General features: G+C 65.7%; 13 protein-coding genes. 6 read left to right on the top strand and 7 right to left on the bottom strand.

The genetic code is table 11. The features are described 5' to 3' along the window. The first annotated feature begins 62 nt into the window (after positions 1-62). Both GYH34_RS12585 and tuf read left to right on the top strand, forming a co-directional pair. Positions 63-2396 carry a TonB-dependent receptor gene (locus tag GYH34_RS12585; RefSeq protein WP_161913872.1) on the top strand — a complete coding sequence of 778 codons (2334 nt, stop codon included), beginning with the start codon at positions 63-65 and terminating at the stop codon, positions 2394-2396. A gap of 185 nt (positions 2397-2581) precedes the next feature. Further along, entirely contained in the window at positions 2582-3772 is a 1191-nt protein-coding gene (gene tuf, locus GYH34_RS12580) for an elongation factor Tu (RefSeq protein WP_161913871.1), read from the top strand. 90 nt (positions 3773-3862) lie between these two features. On the opposite strand, the gene GYH34_RS12575 is transcribed toward tuf, so the two are convergent. Beyond that, positions 3863-4069, bottom strand: a complete 207-nt coding sequence (locus GYH34_RS12575; protein WP_161913870.1) for a hypothetical protein — start codon at positions 4067-4069, stop codon at positions 3863-3865. 167 nt (positions 4070-4236) lie between these two features. Between GYH34_RS12575 and GYH34_RS12570 the strand changes: the two genes are divergently transcribed. After that, the gene (locus tag GYH34_RS12570; protein WP_166145814.1) at positions 4237-5013 is read left to right on the top strand and encodes a DUF1499 domain-containing protein; all 777 of its coding nucleotides are present in this window, start codon (positions 4237-4239) and stop codon (positions 5011-5013) included. Positions 5014-5016: 3 nt separating this feature from the next. Here GYH34_RS12570 and GYH34_RS12565 read toward each other — a convergent pair whose 3' ends face one another. Genes GYH34_RS12565 through GYH34_RS12540 form a run of 5 tightly spaced genes read right to left on the bottom strand, consistent with a single transcriptional unit; the run spans position 5017 to position 13380 of the window. Then, complete coding sequence (locus GYH34_RS12565) at positions 5017-5928, bottom strand: MBL fold metallo-hydrolase (RefSeq protein ID WP_161913868.1); 912 nt, start codon at positions 5926-5928, stop codon at positions 5017-5019. After that, a complete protein-coding gene (locus GYH34_RS12560) occupies positions 5925-9116 on the bottom strand; it encodes an error-prone DNA polymerase (protein WP_161913867.1) in 3192 nt (1063 codons plus the stop codon). Before GYH34_RS12560 ends, GYH34_RS12565 begins: the two co-directional genes overlap by 4 nt. 52 nt (positions 9117-9168) lie before the next feature. Next, entirely contained in the window at positions 9169-9996 is an 828-nt protein-coding gene (locus GYH34_RS12555) for an RNA methyltransferase (RefSeq protein ID WP_161913866.1), read from the bottom strand. 36 nt (positions 9997-10032) lie between these two features. Next, complete coding sequence (locus tag GYH34_RS12550) at positions 10033-10278, bottom strand: type II toxin-antitoxin system ParD family antitoxin (RefSeq protein WP_161913865.1); 246 nt, start codon at positions 10276-10278, stop codon at positions 10033-10035. 45 nt (positions 10279-10323) lie between these two features. Beyond that, positions 10324-13380, bottom strand: a complete 3057-nt coding sequence (locus tag GYH34_RS12540) for a DNA methyltransferase (protein ID WP_244635085.1) — start codon at positions 13378-13380, stop codon at positions 10324-10326. A gap of 95 nt (positions 13381-13475) precedes the next feature. Here GYH34_RS12540 and GYH34_RS12535 point away from each other — a divergent pair, with 95 nt between their 5' ends. Both GYH34_RS12535 and dksA read left to right on the top strand, forming a co-directional pair. Continuing rightward, on the top strand, positions 13476-14696 hold the full coding sequence (locus GYH34_RS12535) for an NADP-dependent isocitrate dehydrogenase (RefSeq protein WP_161913864.1): 1221 nt from the start codon (positions 13476-13478) through the stop codon (positions 14694-14696). 80 nt (positions 14697-14776) lie between these two features. After that, positions 14777-15193 (top strand): RNA polymerase-binding protein DksA, encoded by a 417-nt coding sequence (dksA, locus tag GYH34_RS12530; protein ID WP_024880015.1) that lies wholly within the window; start codon positions 14777-14779, stop codon positions 15191-15193. Positions 15194-15268: 75 nt separating this feature from the next. On the opposite strand, the gene GYH34_RS12525 is transcribed toward dksA, so the two are convergent. After that, a complete protein-coding gene (locus tag GYH34_RS12525) occupies positions 15269-16174 on the bottom strand; it encodes a flagellar biosynthetic protein FliO (protein WP_161913863.1) in 906 nt (301 codons plus the stop codon). A gap of 285 nt (positions 16175-16459) precedes the next feature. On the opposite strand from GYH34_RS12525, the gene GYH34_RS12520 reads away from it, so the two are divergent. Beyond that, complete coding sequence (locus GYH34_RS12520) at positions 16460-18970, top strand: PAS domain-containing sensor histidine kinase (RefSeq protein WP_161913862.1); 2511 nt, start codon at positions 16460-16462, stop codon at positions 18968-18970. Positions 18971-19163: the final 193 nt, after the last annotated feature.

Here is a 19163-nt window from a genome sequence, read left to right as displayed (position 1 = left end):
CGCCTCGCCTTCGACGAGAAAAAATCGCCCGAGCGGCCGGGCCGTCAAGTGGAAGAGAAGCGATGCTTGGTTCCCGTATTTCCCTCGTCGCGCTGATGGTCGCCGCGGCGCCTGCGCTGCAGGCGCGCGCCCAGGAGACGCTGCCCGACATCGACATTATCGCGACGTCTCCCGAGGCGGGCGCGGGGATCGAAAAGTCGAAGATTTCCACCAATCCGATCACCATCTCGCGCAAGGATCTCGACCGCGATCACGCGCTCACCCTCACCGAGACATTGGCGCGGCGCAACGCCTCGATCAACATCAACGAGGTGGCCGGCAATCCTTTCCAGCCGGATGTGACTTATCGCGGCTTCTCGGCCTCGCCGGTGGCCGGCACGCCGCAGGGCCTCGCCATCTATCAGGACGGCGTGCGCATCAATGAGGCCTTCGGCGATGCGGTCAATTGGGATCTGATCCCGACTGTCGCCATCGCCAATGGCGACATCGTCAGCGGCAATCCGCTGTTCGGCCTCAACGCGCTCGGCGGCGCGCTGACGCTCGAGATGAAGAACGGCTTCACCTGGCAGGGCTTCGAGGCGGATGGCCGCGGCGGCTCCTATGGGCGCCGCGTCGGCACGCTGCAATATGGCAAGCAGATCGACAATTGGGCCGCCTATCTCGCCTTCGAGGGCATTGGCGACGGCGGCTGGCGGCAGCGTTCGGGCTCCTCCGTGCTGCGCGGCTACGCCGATCTCGGCTATAAGGGCGACAAGACCGAGTTCCATCTGAATTTCACCGGCGCGGGCACGCGCCTGGGCGCGGCGGCGGCGACGCCGGTCGATCTGTTGCAGCGGGGCGGCTACGGCTCCATCTTCACGACGCCGCAGACCTCCAACAACGACCTCGCCTTCGTGAATTTCAAAGGCGCCTATGAGGCGACGAATCATCTGAAATTCAATGGCAACGCCTATTTTCGGCAGTTCGGCCAGGAGCATGTCGACGGCAATCTGGCCGATGTCGAGCGCTGCAGTTCGCGCGCTTTCATCTGTCAGGAGGATGAGCCGTTCCTCGTCAACGAGCCGACAAACGCCCAGCGCCGCCTGCGCGATGTCTCCGGTAACTTCATTCCCGCCTCTGTCCTCGCCGGCGGCGTGCCGGCGAGCGTCGACAAGACGCGGACCGACTCGCGCTCCTTCGGCTTCGCGCTGCAGGGGACTTATGACGAGGCGATCTTCGGCTTCAAGAACAAGTTCGTCGTCGGCGGCTCTCACGATCGCCAGCATGTCGACTTCCGCGGCTATTCCGAACTCGGCGTGCTGCAGCCCGATCTTTCCGTCGCCTCGACCGGGCTCATCTATCAGAATACCGTTCCCGAGGGCGGCTTCCAGCAGGTGAGCGTCGGCGGTCGTAATTTCTATTGGGGCGTCTATGCGCTCGACACGCTGGATGTGACCGATAAGCTCACCGTCACCGCCGGCCTGCGCTTCAACAGCGCCGATATCGCGCTCTTCGACCACCGCGGCGTCTCGCTCAACAGCAACGCCGTCTATCAGCGGGTCAATCCGGTCGCGGGCCTCACCTATAATTTCCTTCCCGAATTCACCGTCTACGGCAACTACTCGGAAGCCAATCGCGCGCCGACGGCGCTCGAGAACGGCTGCTCGGACCGCCTGCATCCCTGCATGATCGATGGTTTTCTCGTCTCCGATCCGCCGCTGAAGCAGGTGGTGGCGCGGACCTGGGAAGTGGGCTTTCGCGGCTATCACCCCATCGGCCCCGACAATGGCCGTCTCGACTATCGCGCCGGCTTGTTCCGAACCGAGAGCTCGGACGACATTCTCGCGCTGCCATCCGACGTGATCCAGGGCCGCGGCTATTACGCCAATGTCGGCAAGACGCGCCGGCAGGGCGTGGAAGCCGGCGTCACATGGCGCAATGATTTCCTGGCCCTATACGCCGATTACGCGCTCATCGACGCCACCTTCCGCAGTTCGATGACGCTGAACTCCGGCGACAATCCCTACGCCGACGAAAATGGCCAGATTCATGTGCGTCCGGGCAATGTGCTGCCGGGCATTCCGCGCCATCGCGTCAAGCTCGGCTTCGATTACAATGTCACGCCGGAATGGAAGTTCGGCCTGGATTATGTCTTCACCAGCGGCGTGCATCTGGCCGGCGACGAGGCAAATCTCGACAAGACCCTGCCGTCCTGGGGCATCGTCAATCTGAAGACCTCCTATAAGGTCATGGACAATGTCGAGGTCTATGCGCTCGTGCAGAATCTGTTCGATCGGCGCTACTATACTTTCGGCACCTATTTCGAAAGCGGCGCGTTGGCGGGTTTCAGCAATCCGCGCACGGTCGGCCCGGGCGCGCCGCTCGCCGCCTACGGCGGCGTCAAGGTCAAGTTCTGAGCTAAATCTCTGAGCCCGAAACAGAATATTCTTTGTTTGAGGGGGAGGCGGCGATCGGCGGCGCCTCCCCTATCTTGTTGGAGCGGCCCGGCGGAATCGCGAACGCTCTTGAAGAAATGCGGCAACCGCCTTAAAGGCACGCGCGCGCGGGACGCGAGGCGCGCCGCAACCGGGAACCAGAAAGCATGGCCAAGGAAAAATTCTCACGCACGAAGCCGCATTGCAACATCGGCACGATCGGTCACGTGGACCATGGCAAGACGTCGCTGACGGCGGCGATCACCAAGGTTCTGGCCGAGTCGGGCGGCGCGACCTTCACGGCCTATGACCAGATCGACAAGGCCCCGGAAGAGCGCGCGCGCGGCATCACCATCTCGACGGCCCATGTCGAGTATGAGACGACCAATCGCCACTACGCGCACGTCGACTGCCCCGGCCATGCCGATTATGTGAAGAACATGATCACCGGCGCCGCGCAGATGGACGGCGCCATCCTCGTCGTCTCCGCCGCCGACGGCCCGATGCCGCAGACCCGCGAGCACATTCTGCTCGCCCGCCAGGTCGGCGTGCCGGCGCTCGTCGTGTTCCTGAACAAGGTCGACATGGTCGACGATCCCGAGCTGCTCGAGCTCGTCGAGCTCGAGGTTCGCGAGCTTCTGTCGAAATACGAGTTCCCCGGCGACGATATTCCGATCACCAAGGGCTCGGCCCTGGCGGCGCTCGAGAACAAGACGCCCGAGATCGGCCATGACGCGATCCTGAAGCTGATGCAGACGGTCGACGAATATATCCCGCAGCCGGAGCGTCCGAAGGATCAGCCCTTCCTGATGCCGGTCGAGGACGTGTTCTCGATCTCGGGCCGCGGCACGGTGGTGACGGGCCGCGTCGAGCGCGGCGTGGTCAAGGTCGGCGAGGAAGTCGAGATCGTCGGCATTCGCCCGACGGTGAAGACGACCGTGACCGGCGTCGAAATGTTCCGCAAGCTGCTCGATCAGGGCGAGGCGGGCGACAATATCGGCGCGCTGCTGCGCGGCACCAAGCGCGAGGACGTGGAGCGCGGCCAGGTTCTGTCGAAGCCCGGCTCTGTGAAGCCGCACACCAAGTTCAAGGCGGAAGCCTATATTCTGACGAAGGAAGAGGGCGGCCGTCATACGCCGTTCTTCACCAACTATCGCCCGCAGTTCTACTTCCGCACGACGGATGTGACCGGCATTGTGACGCTCCCCGAGGGCGTCGAGATGGTGATGCCGGGCGATAATGTGGCGATGGAGGTGAACCTCATCGTTCCGATCGCCATGGAGGAGAAGCTGCGCTTCGCCATCCGCGAAGGCGGCCGCACCGTCGGCGCCGGCGTCGTCGCCTCGATCATCGAATAAAAAAGCGAGCCCTGAGGCTCGCTTCAAAAAAGGGACTGCGAGCCGGGATAGCTCGCGGTCCCAAGTCGGGGAGAAGAGAGTTGGCGGCCGTCAGGCCGCGAGCTGCTCCTCGAGGAGGATCGCCGGCAGGCGCGCATCCTCGGAGGCCTCGGTCTCGTCGTGGCTCGGATGCATCATCACCTCGAGCGCCGCGGCGACGGCCGAAATGCCGATCTCGCGGTAGAGGCGGGCGAGTAGATCATGCGGACGGTCGGCGGATTGCGCTTCGCTGAAATCGGTGGCGACGAGCTTCGACATGGCGGCTACTCTCTACTGAACGGTTGCGGGGCGCTCGAGGAATGCGTGCATTTGATTTAAAGTCTCCCTTACCCGGGTAAACTATTCGTAAAATCGCGGAGCCCTTCGGGCGTCTTCCACATGCCCCCGTGGATGAGCCGCGCCGCGATCGATGCTATGATCGCCTCATGCTGCGCCATATCCCAGAAGAGCCCGTCTCCAACGCCGCGGTCTGGTGCCGGCGGCTCGCTGTTTTCTCTCTGCCGGTGGCGGCGATCGCCGTGATCCTCGCGCGCGCCAATGCCGTGGAGCCGCAGGCCTCGCTCGCTGTGCTCGGCGGCGCGATCGTAGTGGCGCTCGTCGCGCTGCTGCTGTTTCTCGCCGCCTGCGTCGTCATCTGGCAGGAGGGCCGGCGCGGGCTGGGCGCGGCGCTCGGCGGCGCCTTTCTCGCCGCGGTGACGCTCGGCTATCCGGCCTATCTCGCGGTCCAGGCCGTGCGCCTGCCGGTGCTCTCGGACGTCTCGACCGACACGGCCGATCCGCCGCGCTTCTCCACCTCGCGCGCGGCCGTGGCGGCGCGCGCCGGCTTCACGCCCGCCGGCTTCGACGCCGACACTGCGGAGCGGCAGAGGGACGGCTATCCCGACATAGAGCCGATCGTCGTCGATCTCGAGCCGGACGAGGCCTATCAGCTGGTGCTGGAGACGGCGCAGAGCCGCGGCTGGCGCGTCATAGACCAGCGCCCGCCCGGCGGTCGCTCCGGCGTCGGCCATCTCGATTTTCTCGACCGCACATTGGTGATGGGCTTTGCCGACGACATCGCTGTGCGCCTGCGTCCGCTCGCCGGCCAGACGCGCATCGACGTGCGCTCCGCCTCGCGCTACGGGCGCCATGATTTCGGCGCCAACGCCAAGCGCATCCGGCAATTCGCCGAGGAACTGCAAGCGGGGCTGAACGAGAAGTGAGCGCTACTCCCGCACCGTGAAATACCGCGCCTCCAATGTCGCCGGCCCGTCGCAGCGGGCGAGGCCGCGCTCGATCAAATCTTCGAGATGGGCGAAGACGGAGAGCGCCGCCGCCCTCTGCAAGCTCGCGTCGAAGCCCTCGTAAATGCGCGCGACCATAGCGGCGATCGTCTCGTCGCCGGCCTCCAGCCGCTCGAGGATGGCGGCCTCTCGCTGCCGGCGATGGTGGAGCAGGGCGCGCAAATAGCGCTGCGGCTCCTTCACCGGCCCGCCATGGGCCGGCCAATAGAGGCGATCATCGCGCCAGCGCAGCTTCTCCAGCGAGGCGAAATATTCGCTCATGGAGCCGTCCGGCGGCGCGATGACGGTCGTTGCCCAGCCCATCACATGATCGCCGGTGAAGAGCGTCGCTTCCTCGGCCAGCGCGAAGCAGAGGTGATTGCTCGTGTGGCCCGGCGTCGCGACGGCCTCGATGGAGAGGCCGCCGATGCTCAGCCGGTCGCCATTGGCGAGCGACATGTCGGGCGCGTAGCTTTTGTCATGCGAGGCGTCGAGGCCGGGGCCTGTGACCGAAAGATCGGGCGGCGGCGCATAGGGCGCGCAGCCGGCGATGGTCGCGCCGGTCCTCTCCGCCAGAATGCGCGCGGCCGGCGAATGATCGCGATGCGTATGGGTGACGAGCACATAGCGCAGCGTTTCGCCCGCTACGGCGGCGATCAGCGCCTCTATGTGCGAAGCATCCGCCGGGCCGGGGTCGATAATCGCGACCTCGCCCTCGCCGATGATGTAGCTGCAAGTGCCCGTAAAGGTGAAGGCGCCGGGATTGGGCGCAACGATGCGGCGCGTCAACCGCGAAACGCGTTGCAGCGCGCCCGGCGGAGAGTCGAAGGTGGTGAGGAACTCGTCTCGGTTCATTGAAAATTGCGTCCCTTCGGCATGGCCTCGCGCGCCTTGGCGCCGCGCGATTGCTCGAGCAGACGCAGATCGCCGGTCAGATCCTCGATCTTCTGCGCGATCACATGGACGACGCCGGATTCATTCTGCACGCGCCCCGTGACCGCCACCAGCCGCGCGCCGATCACCTCGGGACGCTGCCGCTCGAACAGTTTCGGCCAGACGACGATATTGGCGATTCCGGTCTCGTCCTCGATCGTCATGAAGATGACGCCGCTCGCCGAGCCCGGCCTCTGCCGCACCAGCACGAGGCCGGCGACGGTCACGCGCGGGGTAGGGTTGGGGAGCGGGCCGCCGCCGAGCGCTCGACAGGGCATGATCCCCTTGGCGTCGAGCCGCGCGCGGAGAAACGCCACCGGATGCGCCTTCAGCGACAGCGACAGAAAACGATAATCCTCCACCACCTCCGCCCCGAGCGGCATGGGCGGGAGGTTCGCGTCCTCCTCCTGCGGCGCGAAGGAGAGCGCGCGCAGCAGCGGCAGATCGTCCTTGTCGCCGGCGCGGTTGAGCGCCTGCACGGCCCAGAGCGCGTCGCGGCGCGGCAGGCCGAGCGAGGCGAAGGCGCCGGCTTCCGCCAGGCGTTCCAGAGGCGCCGGCTCGAGCCCGCCGCGCAGCCACAGATCGCGCACGGAATCATAGCCGGCGCCGCGCTTCGCCACGAGGCGCTTCATATCCGCCTCGCGCAGGCCGATGATCTGGCGAAAGCCGAGCCGCACGTCATGCCTCGCGCGAATGTCGCTCGCCATGGAGGCGTGGCGCGGATGCAGCGGCGTCGCCTGCGCGCGCGTCTCCAGCGTGCAGTCCCAATCGGAAAAATTCACATCCACTTCATGCACGCCGACGCCATGCTCCTGCGCATCGCGCACGATCTGCGCCGGCGCATAGAAGCCCATGGGCTGCGAATTCAAGAGAGCGCAGCAGAACACGTCCGGGTAGCGGCATTTGAGCCAGGCGGAGGCGTAGACGAGCAGGGCGAAAGAGGCCGCGTGACTCTCGGGGAAGCCATAGGAGCCGAAGCCTTCGATCTGTCCCCAGCAGCGCTCGGCGAATTCGCGGCTATAGCCGCGCGCCTCCATGCCCGCGAGCATTTTGGCGCGGAAGGTTCCGATCGTGCCGACGCGCTTGAAGGTCGCCATGGCGCGGCGCAGGCGGTCCGCCTCGTCCGGCGTGAAGCCGCCGGCGACAATGGCGATGCGCATCGCCTGCTCTTGGAACAAAGGCACGCCGAGCGTCTTGCGCAGCACTTCCTCGAGCTCTTTCGAGGGAAAGGAGACCTCCTCCTTGCCGATGCGACGGCGCAGATATGGGTGAACCATATCGCCCTGAATGGGGCCGGGGCGCACGATCGCCACCTCTATGACGAGATCGTAGAATTCGCGCGGCCGCAGCCGCGGCAGCATGGACATTTGCGCGCGGCTTTCGATCTGGAACACGCCGATCGTGTCGGCGCGCGAGATCATGTCATAGACGCTCTCTTCTTCCGGCGGGATCGACGACAGGCGGTGCACGACGCCATAGCGCTCGGCCAGCAGGGCGAGGCCCTTGCGCAGGCAGGTGAGCATGCCGAGCGCCAGCACGTCGATCTTCAATATGCGCAGCGCGTCGAGATCGTCCTTGTCCCATTCGATCGTCGTGCGGCCTTCCATGGCGGCGGGCGCGAGCGGGACGATCTCGTCCAGCCGATCGCGCGTGATGACGAAGCCGCCCGTATGCTGCGACAGATGACGCGGAAATCCGGTCAGCTCGTGCGTCAGCTCCAGCGCCTTGGCGAGACGCGGCTCGCGCATGTCCATGCCGGCGCGCTCGACGCCTTGCTCCGAGACGCCGCCGCGCGAGGAGCCCCACACATTGTTCGAGAGCCGCGAGACGACATCGGCGGAAAGGCCGAAAGCCTTGCCGACCTCACGAATGGCCGAGCGCGAGCGATAGGAGACGACCGTCGCCGTGAGTCCGGCGCGCTCGCGGCCATAGCGCGCGTAGATATATTGCATCACCTCCTCGCGCCGCTCATGCTCGAAATCGACGTCGATATCTGGCGGCTCATTGCGCGCGGCGGAGACGAAGCGCTCGAAGAGGAGATCATGCTTGGTCGGATCGACCTCGGTGACGCCGAGGCAGAAGCAGACCACGGAATTGGCGGCCGAGCCGCGCCCCTGCGCGAGAATCTCCTTTGCGCGCGCGAAACGCACAATGTCGTGGACAGTGAGGAAATAGGCGGCGTAGCCGAGCTCGGCGATCAGCTTCAGCTCATGGCGCAGCAGCGCCTCGACCTTATCGGGAACGCCGTTCGGATAGCGCATCCGCGCGCCTTCGCGCGCGTAATGTTCGAGCGCCTCCTGCTCGCTGGCGAATCCTTCGCGCAATTCGCTCGGATAATTATGCGCGAGCGCGTCGAGGCCGAAGGAGAGGCCTTCGAGAAAGCGCGCCGTCTCCTCGACCGCCTGCGGTATTTCCGCGAAGAGCCGCGCCATTTCTTCGCCGCTCTTGAGACATCGCTCGGCGTTGGCGGAGAGCAGAAAGCCGGCGTTGTCGAGCGTCGTCTTCTCGCGCACGCAGGCGAGAATGTCGGCGAGCGGACGGCGCTCGGGGACATGCATATTGGCGTCATTCACCGCGATGAGCGGAAGGCCCGTCTCGCGCGAGAGCGCGATGCGGCGGGCGAGGGCGGCGCGCATGTCGACGCCATAGAGCGCAGTCGCCGCCAGCCACATCCGGCCGCGCGCCGCTTCGAGCAGAGCCGGGGGAGGGGCCGGGCCTTCCATGACGATGAGCTGCTGGCCGTCCACGAATTCGAGGAGATCGTCGAGGAAGAGGCGGCACTCGCCCTTCTGCGCGCGCATATTTCCGCGCGTCAGCAGCCGGCACAGGCGCCCATAGGCGGCGCGATCCTTCGGATAGCAGAGAATATCCGGCGTCTCGTCGGCGAAGACGAGGCGCGCGCCAATGGCGAGGCGAAAACCCGGCGCCTCGGCCGCATGCTCGCGCAGATAGGAGTGAGCGCGCACGACGCCGGCGAGCGAATTGCGATCGGCCACGCCTATGCCGATATGGCCGAGCGCCATCGCCTGCGCGACCATCTCCTCGGGATGCGAGGCGCCGCGCAGGAAGGAGAAATTGGTCGCAGTCGCGAGCTCGGCGTAGCGGGACATAAAGAGATCATATCAGCAACCGATGCGCTCCGCTCCTTCTCCCGCGCGCCGGTCAGCTCTGCTCGTCTTTCTTGCGCCGCGCCGCCTTCTTCGGCTCGCGCCGCGGGCCTTCCACCAGCCGCACCACCACGCCCCACAGCGTGCGCACATCCTGCTCGGTCATGTTCATGCGGTGGAACATATTGCGCAGATTGCGCGACATCACCGGCTTCTTCGTCTCTGGTCGGAAGAATTGCCGCTCGTCGAGGTGCTTCTCCAGATAGTCGAAGAAGGCCAGCGTCATCTCGCGGGTGGCGGGAGGCGAGCGCTCGGTGACGTCGAAGGGCAGCGTCTCGCCATGGGCGTGGCGGAACCATTCATAGCCGGTGAGCAGCACAGCTTGCGCCAGATTGAGCGAGGCATAGGCGGGATTGACCGGAAAGGTGAGGATCGAATCGGCGAGCGCCACATCGTCATTGTCGAGGCCGGTGCGTTCCGGGCCGAACATCACGCCATGACGCTCGCCCGCGGCGAGGCGCACGACTGTATCGGACATTGCGGTCGCGGGCGTCACCACGGGCTTCACCTGTCCGCGCCCGCGCGCCGTCGCCGCATAGACGAAGGAAAGATCGGCGATCGCCTCGCGCACATTCTCATAGAGCTTGGCCGAATCGAGCAGATGCGCGGCGCCGGCGGCGGCGGCGTAGGAGGCCTCGCGATAGACGGGATCGCGCGTCGGCCAGCCCTCGCGCGGCGCGACCAGCCGCAGATCGGAGAGGCCGAAATTGGCCATGGCGCGCGCGCACATGCCGATATTGACCGCGAGCTGCGGCCGCACGAGCACGATGGTCGGCCCGCCTTCGAGCTTTGGCTTGGTGTGGTCGGTTCCGGCGCCGGTCACGGGATCAATGCTCGGTCTCGCCCCTTACGGCGCAAATCAATATCCTCTCGCTTTCAGTTCCGCGGCTCTCCTGTCGAGATGAGCGGCCACGTCCTTGCTGCTGTGCTCGCCCCCCTCGGCCAGCGACGCCTCTATCGTCTCGCGCAGCGCCTTCAGCTTGGCCTCGCGCTCTTCCACGAGGCGCAGGCCCTCGCGCATCACCTCGGTCGCCGAGGCGTAGCGGCCCTGCTTGACCAGGGAATCGATGAACTCTTCCCAATGCTTGCCGACGGATACGTTCATGGCGCGCCTCCTCGCCGAACTATAACACGATATGCGCATATCCTGTCATTCGGCCTTCGCCGAGGATCGCGAGAGCGAGGCGCGTGAGAGATTGAGCGCGAGCAGCTTTTCCAGCGCCTCCTCGGTCGAAATCTCCTCCGGCCAGCCATAGGCGGCGGCGACGGCGCGGTCGAGCGCGGCATGGGCGTCGGCGAGCCATTGCGGGCGCTGATTATAGAGATTGGTGAGCGTGCGCTCCTTCAGCTTGACCGCGGCTTCCGTATCCTTGGGCAGGATGCGGTCCGGGTAGCCGGGAACGACCTCGGGGACGATCTCGACGAGATCGGGCGGGTTCAGCCATGCCCGCCGCAATTCGTCCAGCCGCTTCGCCGCCGCCGCTATGCGGATGGCGCGCGGATCGTCGGCATAGGCCGCAGCCGGAATATTCGGCGTGAGGCCTTCGGGGAAGGGGAAGGTTTCGAAGGTGGTGGTGGGGGTATAGCGGGGGTCGTTGCCGACGCCGAGCCATGTGCCGAGCCGCAGCGCCCAGGCCTCGTGGAAGCGCGAGTGGAGGACGCCGAAGGTGGCGTCGTCATCGCGGGCGATGGCGATGAGCTGGCTATCGGCTTCGACAGCGACGCTCAGAAAAACAAACAGCCGATGCTTGGCGACTCGCGCGGTGGCGATGTAGCGCGCTCCTTCTCCCGCTTGCGGGAGAAGGTGGCCCTCGCGAAGCGAGGGTCGGATGAGGGCCGGCGCAGACTCCCTCTCCGGTCGGACTCTCACCCGACCCGGCTTCGCCGGGCCACCCTCTCCCGCGCGCGGGAGAGGGGAAGAAGCGGCGAGCTTTCCGATCGCCGTCCACATAGCGGGGCGTGGCTCCACATGCCGCCACCAATTCTTACGGTAGGCGTCGCGGCGGTTCTTGTCGCGCTCGGGCTTCACATGCTCGCGCACATGCGCGAAAGGCGCCTCATAGATCGAGGCTTCGGCCTCGCTCAGCGCAGACCCGAAATCGATGATCCACATATCGCGAGGCCGTCGCGTCACATCGAGCCCGTTGACCCACGGACGAAGGACGTCGCTGTTTGGCCGCCCGTTCGGATTGAGAGGCTCGCACAACCAAGCCCGCGCCAGCTCGCCGGGAATGTCGAAGGCTCCGCCCTTGGTGTCGCCCATGAAGGCGACGCCTTCATTCTCCGCTAGCCGCTTCGCCTGCGTGACGTCGAAGCCATGCCCGGTCAGATCGGCGTTGATCGTCTCGACCGGCGCGCCGTCCAGCCGCTTTCCATCGTCTCCCTCGCCATAGCAAACGAGGCTCACCCGCACGGCGGCGCCATCGACGATCCAAGGCTCGTCGCTCCAGGCCTCGAAGATCGCGCCGGCGCGCGCCATCGGCTCCAGCATGCGGCGATTGGCGCCGCCGCGAATGGAATTGGTCGAGACGAAGCCGACCCGTCGTGCGCGCTTCTCCTCGAGCGAGCGCCAGCCTTTCGCGAACCAATAGCAGACGAGATCGGCCTCCGCCGGCACGACGCCCTCATAAGCGGCGAAAAGCCCATCGACATAGTCGTCGCCGAGCGCCTTGCGCAGCAGCTTGCCGCCCAAAAACGGTGGATTCCCCACGATGAAATCCGCCTCCGGCCACTCCGCCTCGCTTCCGTCATCCGTGAGCACGGCGTCGCGCCGCTCGATCGAATCGAGCTTGCGCAGGATCGGCTGGGGGCGCGCATAAATGCCGTTGGCGATCGACCATTGAATATCGCCGATCCAAATGGTCATGCGGGCCAGCTCGGCGGCGAAAGGATTGATTTCTAATCCGTGCAGAATCTCCGGCCCGACGCGCAGGCTCGGCCGCGCGAGCCCGAACAGCTCGCAATCATTGACGGCGCGATATTCGAGGTCCTTGACGCCCTGCAGCGCCAGATAGAGAAAATTTCCCGAGCCGCAGGCGGGGTCCAATATGCGCAGCCGCGTCAGCCGGTCGACGTAATCATCGCGCAGGCGCGTGGCCTCGGCCCTGGCGGCCGCGAGCTTCTTGGCCGCATTCTTACCCGCATTCTTGCCCGCATCCTTGCGCGGCATGTCGGCGGCGGCCTCGGCGGAAGGGGCGAGCAGCGCCTCGATGCGGGCGCGGGTCTCCTCCCATTCGCGGCGCAGCGGGCGCAGGACCACCGGCTCGACGATCATCATGATCTTTTCGGGGTCGGTGTAATGCGCGCCGATTTGCGCGCGCTTGTCGGGATCGAGGAAACGCTCGAACAAAGTGCCGAAGATGGTCGGATCGATGAGGCTCCAATCGAGGCTCGTCGCCGCGAAGAGCTGGCCGATCTCGCCATATTCGAGCGTGAGCGCGCGGCGCCCGTCGAAGAGGCCGCCGTTGAAATGGGCGATCTCGGTCAAATCGAGCTCACCGCCCTTCTCCATCTGCTCGAAGAGCTTGTCGAAATAGTCCTTCGATTTGTGCGGGCGCCGCTCGGCCGTTTGCAGCAGCTTTTTGAGCAGTCCCTCGGGCAAGAGCTTCACGCTGTCGGCGAAGAAGCAGAAGACCAGCTGATTGACGAAATGGGCGACCGCCTCGCGGTCTGGATTGCGGTGCTGGAGCCGATCCGAGATGGTCTGGAACTTGTCGGCGGCATCCGATGTGATCTTGGCGCGGGTGCGGGTGGGCTTCAGCGCGTCTGGATCGTGGAAGACCGCGCGCAATTTCGCGAAGGTCGCCGGATCGGCGAGGTCCTCGAGCTCGAATGCGTAGGTCTTGGTCTCGAGGTTGGTCCAGGTGGTCGTGATCTGAAAGCGGATCGTGTCGCAGACGACGAGCAGGGGCGGATGCTCGAGCGCGGCCGCATAGCGGGTGAGCTGGACCAGCGCCTCGTCCAGATTGCGGCGGCGCTTCTTATACTCCCAGGCGAAAAAGCCCTTTTTCCACACATCGGCCCAGCCGTCGCCGCCGCCGGTCTTGGAGACGCCCTTCTCGAAGGTGAAATTTTCGCCGCTCGGGTCTGCCTCCGCAGGCGTCGGATGCTCGAACATGCGGCAGAGGTCGATGAAGTGCTCCTGCGCGGCCGCCCTTTCGGTGAGGGCGTGAACCTTCCATTTGCGAATGAACTCCAAGGGCGTCATACGCTTCCGTTAGCACGATTCTCCGCTGGCGCCTGCTTTGCCTCGCGGGCTCCGCGCGCTATAAGGCCGGCGGCTCACGCGGGGAGAGGCATTTCATGAGCAAGATCAAGGTCGAGAATCCGGTCGTCGAGCTCGACGGCGACGAGATGACCCGGATCATCTGGGCCTATATCAAGGACAAGCTCATCCATCCCTATCTCGATCTCGAGCTGCTCTATTACGATCTCTCCATCCAGAACCGCGACGCCACCAACGACCAAGTGACGATCGACGCGGCCGAGGCGATCAAGACTCATGGCGTCGGCGTCAAATGCGCCACCATCACGCCGGATGAAGCCCGCGTGCAGGAGTTCGGCCTCAAGGAAATGTGGAAGTCGCCCAATGGCACGATCCGCAATATTCTGGGCGGCGTCATCTTCCGCGAGCCGATCATCGCCAAAAATGTTCCGCGCCTCGTGCCCGGCTGGACGCAGCCGATCGTCATCGGCCGCCACGCCTTCGGCGATCAATATCGCGCCGTCGATTTCCGCACGCCCGGCAAGGGCCGGCTGACGATGAAATTCGAAGGCGACGATGGGACGGTGATCGAGAAGGAAGTGTTCCGCTTCCCCGGCGCCGGCGTCGCAATGGCGATGTACAATCTCGACGAGTCGATCCGCGAGTTCGCGCGCGCCTCGATGAATTACGCGCTGAACCGCAAATTCCCGCTCTATCTCTCGACCAAGAACACGATTTTGAAAGCCTATGACGGGCGCTTCAAGGATCTGTTCCAGGAAGTGTTCGACGCCGAGTTCAAAGCGCAATTCCAGGCGCAGGGCCTCACCTATGAGCATCGCCTCATCGACGATATGGTCGCCTCGGCGCTCAAATGGTCCGGCGGCTATGTGTGGGCCTGCAAGAATTACGACGGCGACGTGCAGTCGGACACGGTGGCGCAGGGCTTCGGCTCGCTCGGCCTGATGACCAGCGTGCTGATGACGCCGGACGGCAAGACCGTCGAGGCGGAGGCCGCGCATGGCACGGTGACGCGCCATTATCGCGAGCATCAGAAGGGCCATGCGACCTCGACCAATTCCATCGCCTCCATCTTCGCCTGGACGCGCGCGCTCGCGCATCGCGCCAAGCTCGACGGCAATGAGGCGCTGGCGCGCTTCGCGCTGACGCTGGAGCAGGTCTGCGTCTCCACAGTGGAGCAGGGCTTCATGACCAAGGATCTGGCGCTGCTCGTCGGCCATAATCAGAAATGGCTGTCGACCACCGGCTTCCTCGACAAGATCGATTCCAACCTCGCGGCCGCGCTCCAGGCAGGCAAATGAGGCGCGGACGAAGTGATTGTGCTACCCGAGCGGCGCGGCTATATAGACGCCGCGTTCAGGCTTAGGGAGGATTCGCGGCAATGGCGGTGGATCTAGACGCGAGCTACAGACCGTCCGAGCAAGAAGATTTCATGAACGATCGGCAGCGCGAGTATTTTCGGCGCAAGCTGCTCGCGTGGAAGGACGAGATACTGCAGGAGAGCCGCGACACGCTCGCCACTCTGCAGAGCGAGAACGAGAACCACCCCGACCTCGCCGATCGCGCCTCCTCGGAGACCGATCGCGCGATAGAGCTGCGCGCTCGCGACCGGCAGAGGAAGCTGATCTCCAAAATCGACGCCGCTCTGGCGCGGCTCGAGGACGGCACCTATGGCTATTGCGAGGAGACGGGCGAGCCGATCTCGCTGAAGCGTCTCGACGCTAGGCCGATCGCCACTCTGTCGATCGAGGCGCAGGAGCGGCACGAGCGCCGCGAGCGCGTCTATCGGGACGATTGACGGCCTTTCTCTTCTTTTTCGGTCAGCAGCAAAACAAAGCGCCCGCGGAAAATCTCCGCGGGCGCTGTTTTATTTTCAGGGCTTGGATTCCGGCCGGCCCAGCAAGCGGGCCATTTCGGCCTCCAGCGAGTCGAGCGGATCGACATGCTCGGCGGGCGGTGGCGCGGGCTCCTCTGGAGCGGGCGGCGGGGGCGGCGGCTCGACAGCCACGGGCTCCGGCGGCGTCGGCTCGGGAGCGAGCAGATGCGGCGGCTCCTCGGGAGCGGGCGGCGGCGGAGGGGGGACCTCGGCGGCCGGCGGCGGGACCGGCGGCTTGGCCGTGCGCGCCAAGAAGGGCGGCGGTGCGGGCCGTGGCGGACGCGGCGTCGGGGTGAAGGGCGGGCGCTGCGGCGTGAAGCGCGGCGTTCCGGCGCGGGCGGGCGCCTCGGGCGCAGGCGGCGGAACGGGCTTGGAAGGCGGAGGGCCGAACAGATCCGGCGGCAGCGGGGCGAGACCGGCCGACGGCGGCGGCGCAGGCTCGACCAGCGGCTTGGGAGCCTCGCTCTCCACGGGCGAAGAGGCCGGGCCGAGCGACGGCGGAAAAGAAGGGGCCGGCGCAGGGGCGGGAGCCGGCACCTGCGGCGCGGCGGAAGGGCCGAGCGGCCAGCCGGGGCCGGCGGAGGGCGTCTCCTTGTCGCGGGGGCGCTGCTCGCGAGCCTCGACGCGGCTGATCGACGCTTCGACCAGCAGATCATTCGGTCCGCCGATGAGCAGAAGATGCTCGACATTGTCGCGGCGCACGATGACCAGCTGCCGATCGCCGTCGACATCGAAAGTATCGACGATGTCGAGCCGGCGCGGCCGGTTGCGCGGCCCTGGAGCCTTGATGCGTCGTCCGAACAAGAGTCGGTAGATATAGACGAGCAGCAGCGCCGCGAACAGGAACGCGACAATTGCGGCGAGTATCGGCAGGAGCTGCGACTGTGTGATGCTGGACGGCATGAATCGATTTTTCTTTCGTCGTGACGCGGCGCGAGAATGCAGTCTATCAGCGTTGGACGCAAGCGCGCCTCAAAGGTTAAGCAATGGTTAATAGTGCATTCTTCGTGATTCGCGCTTGCGGAAAATGCGCAAGGACATTGCCATGCGCCCCGGCCGGGGCCATTGTTCCGCCTGATTCTGCCTGCGCCGCAGCGTTTGTGGGCGCAGGAGCCCATCCGACGGCGAGATACGGCCCGAGATACGGCCAATGAGGCGGCCCATGCAACGATTCACGAGACCCTTCCCGTGACCGACAGGACGGCGCCGCCCGCCTATGACCGCACCGAACGCCCCGGCAACGTCGGCCTGGTCCTCGCGCTCGCCATCGCCCTCGTGGGCTCGATCGTCGTGGCCTCGCTGCTGCCGGCGCCGGTCGCGCCCAAATTCGCCGTCGGCCTGCTGGCGCTGCTCGCGGTCGCCGGCGTTTTCTGCGCCTTCGCCTATGCTGTTGGATTTTTACGCTTTCCGGGCCGTTCCGCGCGGCTCGACATCGCCCGCCAGATCGCCGATTCCTTCTCCGAGGGGCTGCTCGTCACCGAGGGCGACACGCAGATCGTCTACGCCAATGACGCCTATCTGGAGCTCTGCGGCTCGCGCGATCCGGCCGGGCTTCTGACGGTCGAGCGTCTGTTCTCGGGGCCGGCGGAAGTGTCGGAGGCGATCTATCGGCTGGCCCAGGCGGCCCGCGCCCGGCGCGCCCATGTCGAGGACGTGCGCCTCGTTCCGCCGCTGACCGGGGACGCCGAGGTCGGCTGGTACCGCATCCGCGTGCGTCCGCTCGAGCGCGATGGCGCGCGCCACACGAATCTGTGGACAGTCGTCGACGCCACCGCCGATCGCCAGCGCCAGGAGAATGTCTTCCAGGAGCTGCAGCACGCGATCGACTTCCTCGACCACGCGCCGGCGGGGTTTTTCTCGGCCGGCCCGGACGGGGCCATCTCCTATATGAACAAGACGCTGGCCGGCTGGCTCGGCTATGACCTCACCCAGGTCGGCTCGGGCGGCGTCTCGCTCGCGGATATCGTCGCCAATAATGGCTCGACTCTGCTCACCGCCATCAATGGCGGCTCGGGCGAGGTCCGCACCGCGCAGATCGATCTCGATCTGAAGCGCCGCAACGGCCGCTCGCTGCCGGTGCGGCTGCTGCATCGCGTCGCCTTCGGCCAGGACGGCGCGCCGGGCGCCTCGCGGACCTTGGTGCTCAACCGCACCGCCGGCGAGGAGCCGGAGGAGGATTTGCGCGCCGCCGAGGTGCGTTTCGCGCGCTTCTTCAATTCGACGCCCATGGCCATCGCCGCCATCGATCCTGACGGCAAGGTCACGCGCTCCAACGCCGCCTTCGCCAAGCTGCTGCCGCAGGCGCTGAAGGGCGCCACCGCCTGGCCGGTGCTGGCCAGCGTCGTCGAGCGCGACCGCGTCGCGCTGAAGGAGGCCATTGCCGCGGCTCTGGACAATCGCGGCGACGTGCCGCCAATCGACGCCACGCTGCAGGAGGAGGACGGGCTGCCGACGCGCTCGGCCCGTTTCTTCGTCGCCCCCTCGGAGGACGCCGGCAAGAAGGGCGCGACCATTTACGCGCTCGACACCACCGAGCATCGCAAGCTGCAGGAAGGCTTCGCCCAATCGCAGAAAATGCAGGCGGTCGGCCAGCTCGCCGGCGGCGTGGCGCATGATTTCAACAATATGCTGACCGCCATCATCGGCTATTCGGACCTTCTGCTCGCCAATCACCGGCCGACCGATCCGTCCTTCCAGGACATCATCCAGATCAAGCAGACCGCCAATCGCGCCGCCGGACTCACGCGCCAGCTGCTCGCCTTCTCGCGCCGGCAGACGCTTCGCCCGCAAGTGCTGCAGCTCGGCGACGTGCTGTCGGAGCTTCAATTGCTGCTGCGCCGTCTCGTCGGCGAGAAGGTCGAGGTCGATCTCAAGCACGGCCGTGATTTGTGGTTCGTGAAGGCGGACATCAATCAATTCGAGCAGGTCATCATCAATCTCGTGGTGAACGCGCGCGACGCCATGCCGGAGTCGGGCGGGCGCATCCAGCTGCGCACGCGCAATGTCGCTTCGGGCGAATGCGCCGCCTTCGGCGAAGCCTCGCTCACGCCGGCCGAATATGTGCTGATCGAGGTCGAGGACAATGGCTCCGGCATAGCGCCGGATGTGATGGCCAAGATTTTCGAGCCCTTCTTCACCACAAAAGAGGTCGGCAAAGGCACAGGCCTCGGCCTCTCCATGGTGTTCGGCATCGTCAAGCAGTCGGGCGGCTTCGTTTTCCCGGCGAGCGAGATCGGGCGCGGAACCGTGTTCCGCATCTTCCTGCCGCGCCATGTGCCGGAGGTCGGCGAGATCGCCGCCAAGCCCGAGGCCGCCAAGCCCGCAGCCGATTACACCGGGCAGGGGACCATATTGCTGGTCGAGGACGAGGACGCCGTTCGCGCCTTCGCGGCGCGAGCGCTGGGCTCGCGCGGCTATAATGTGATGGAGGCCGCCTCCGGCCTCGAGGCGCTGGAAGTGGTGGAGCGCGAGGGCCAGCGCATCGACCTCATCGTTTCCGATGTGGTGATGCCGGAGATGGACGGCCCGGCCATGTTCGCGGAATTGCGCAAGCGCGGCGTGACGGCGAAGGTGGTGTTCGTCTCGGGCTACGCCGAGGAGGCGTTCGCCAAAAATCTGCCGGAAGGCGATTTCGGCTTCTTGCCCAAGCCTTTCAGCCTGAAGCAGCTGATCGAGACAGTGAAGGCGAGCCTGGGGTGAGTCTATGTCGATTCCGCGAGTTGCGACCACGATTGTCCGAATAGGCGTCGGCTCTATCGGAGCGGTAGGTCTCGCTTTCTCGATGTTCTTGGTGATCTTATTTTGGGGTTTCTACGCGCTCGCGCTCGGCTGTGATTACACAGGCTGGTGCAGAGTGGAAGATTACATCACCATGTGATCATTAGTCCGCCGC

It is taken from the genome of Methylosinus sp. C49 (genome assembly GCF_009936375.1).
Lineage (GTDB): Bacteria > Pseudomonadota > Alphaproteobacteria > Rhizobiales > Beijerinckiaceae > Methylosinus.
The sequence above is the reverse complement of the archived record's forward strand: the minus strand, read 5'-3'. Positions and strand labels throughout refer to the sequence as shown.

Coding starts and splice junctions, on each gene's coding strand:
- GYH34_RS12585 (WP_161913872.1), top strand. CDS start 63: ATGCTTGGTTCCCGTATTTCCCTCGTCGCGCTGATGGTCGCCGCGGCG.
- tuf (WP_161913871.1), top strand. CDS start 2,582: ATGGCCAAGGAAAAATTCTCACGCACGAAGCCGCATTGCAACATCGGC.
- GYH34_RS12575 (WP_161913870.1), bottom strand. CDS start 4,069: ATGTCGAAGCTCGTCGCCACCGATTTCAGCGAAGCGCAATCCGCCGAC.
- GYH34_RS12570 (WP_166145814.1), top strand. CDS start 4,237: ATGCTGCGCCATATCCCAGAAGAGCCCGTCTCCAACGCCGCGGTCTGG.
- GYH34_RS12565 (WP_161913868.1), bottom strand. CDS start 5,928: ATGAACCGAGACGAGTTCCTCACCACCTTCGACTCTCCGCCGGGCGCG.
- GYH34_RS12560 (WP_161913867.1), bottom strand. CDS start 9,116: ATGTCCCGCTACGCCGAGCTCGCGACTGCGACCAATTTCTCCTTCCTG.
- GYH34_RS12550 (WP_161913865.1), bottom strand. CDS start 10,278: ATGAACGTATCCGTCGGCAAGCATTGGGAAGAGTTCATCGATTCCCTG.
- GYH34_RS12540 (WP_244635085.1), bottom strand. CDS start 13,380: ATGACGCCCTTGGAGTTCATTCGCAAATGGAAGGTTCACGCCCTCACC.
- GYH34_RS12535 (WP_161913864.1), top strand. CDS start 13,476: ATGAGCAAGATCAAGGTCGAGAATCCGGTCGTCGAGCTCGACGGCGAC.
- dksA (WP_024880015.1), top strand. CDS start 14,777: ATGGCGGTGGATCTAGACGCGAGCTACAGACCGTCCGAGCAAGAAGAT.
- GYH34_RS12525 (WP_161913863.1), bottom strand. CDS start 16,174: ATGCCGTCCAGCATCACACAGTCGCAGCTCCTGCCGATACTCGCCGCA.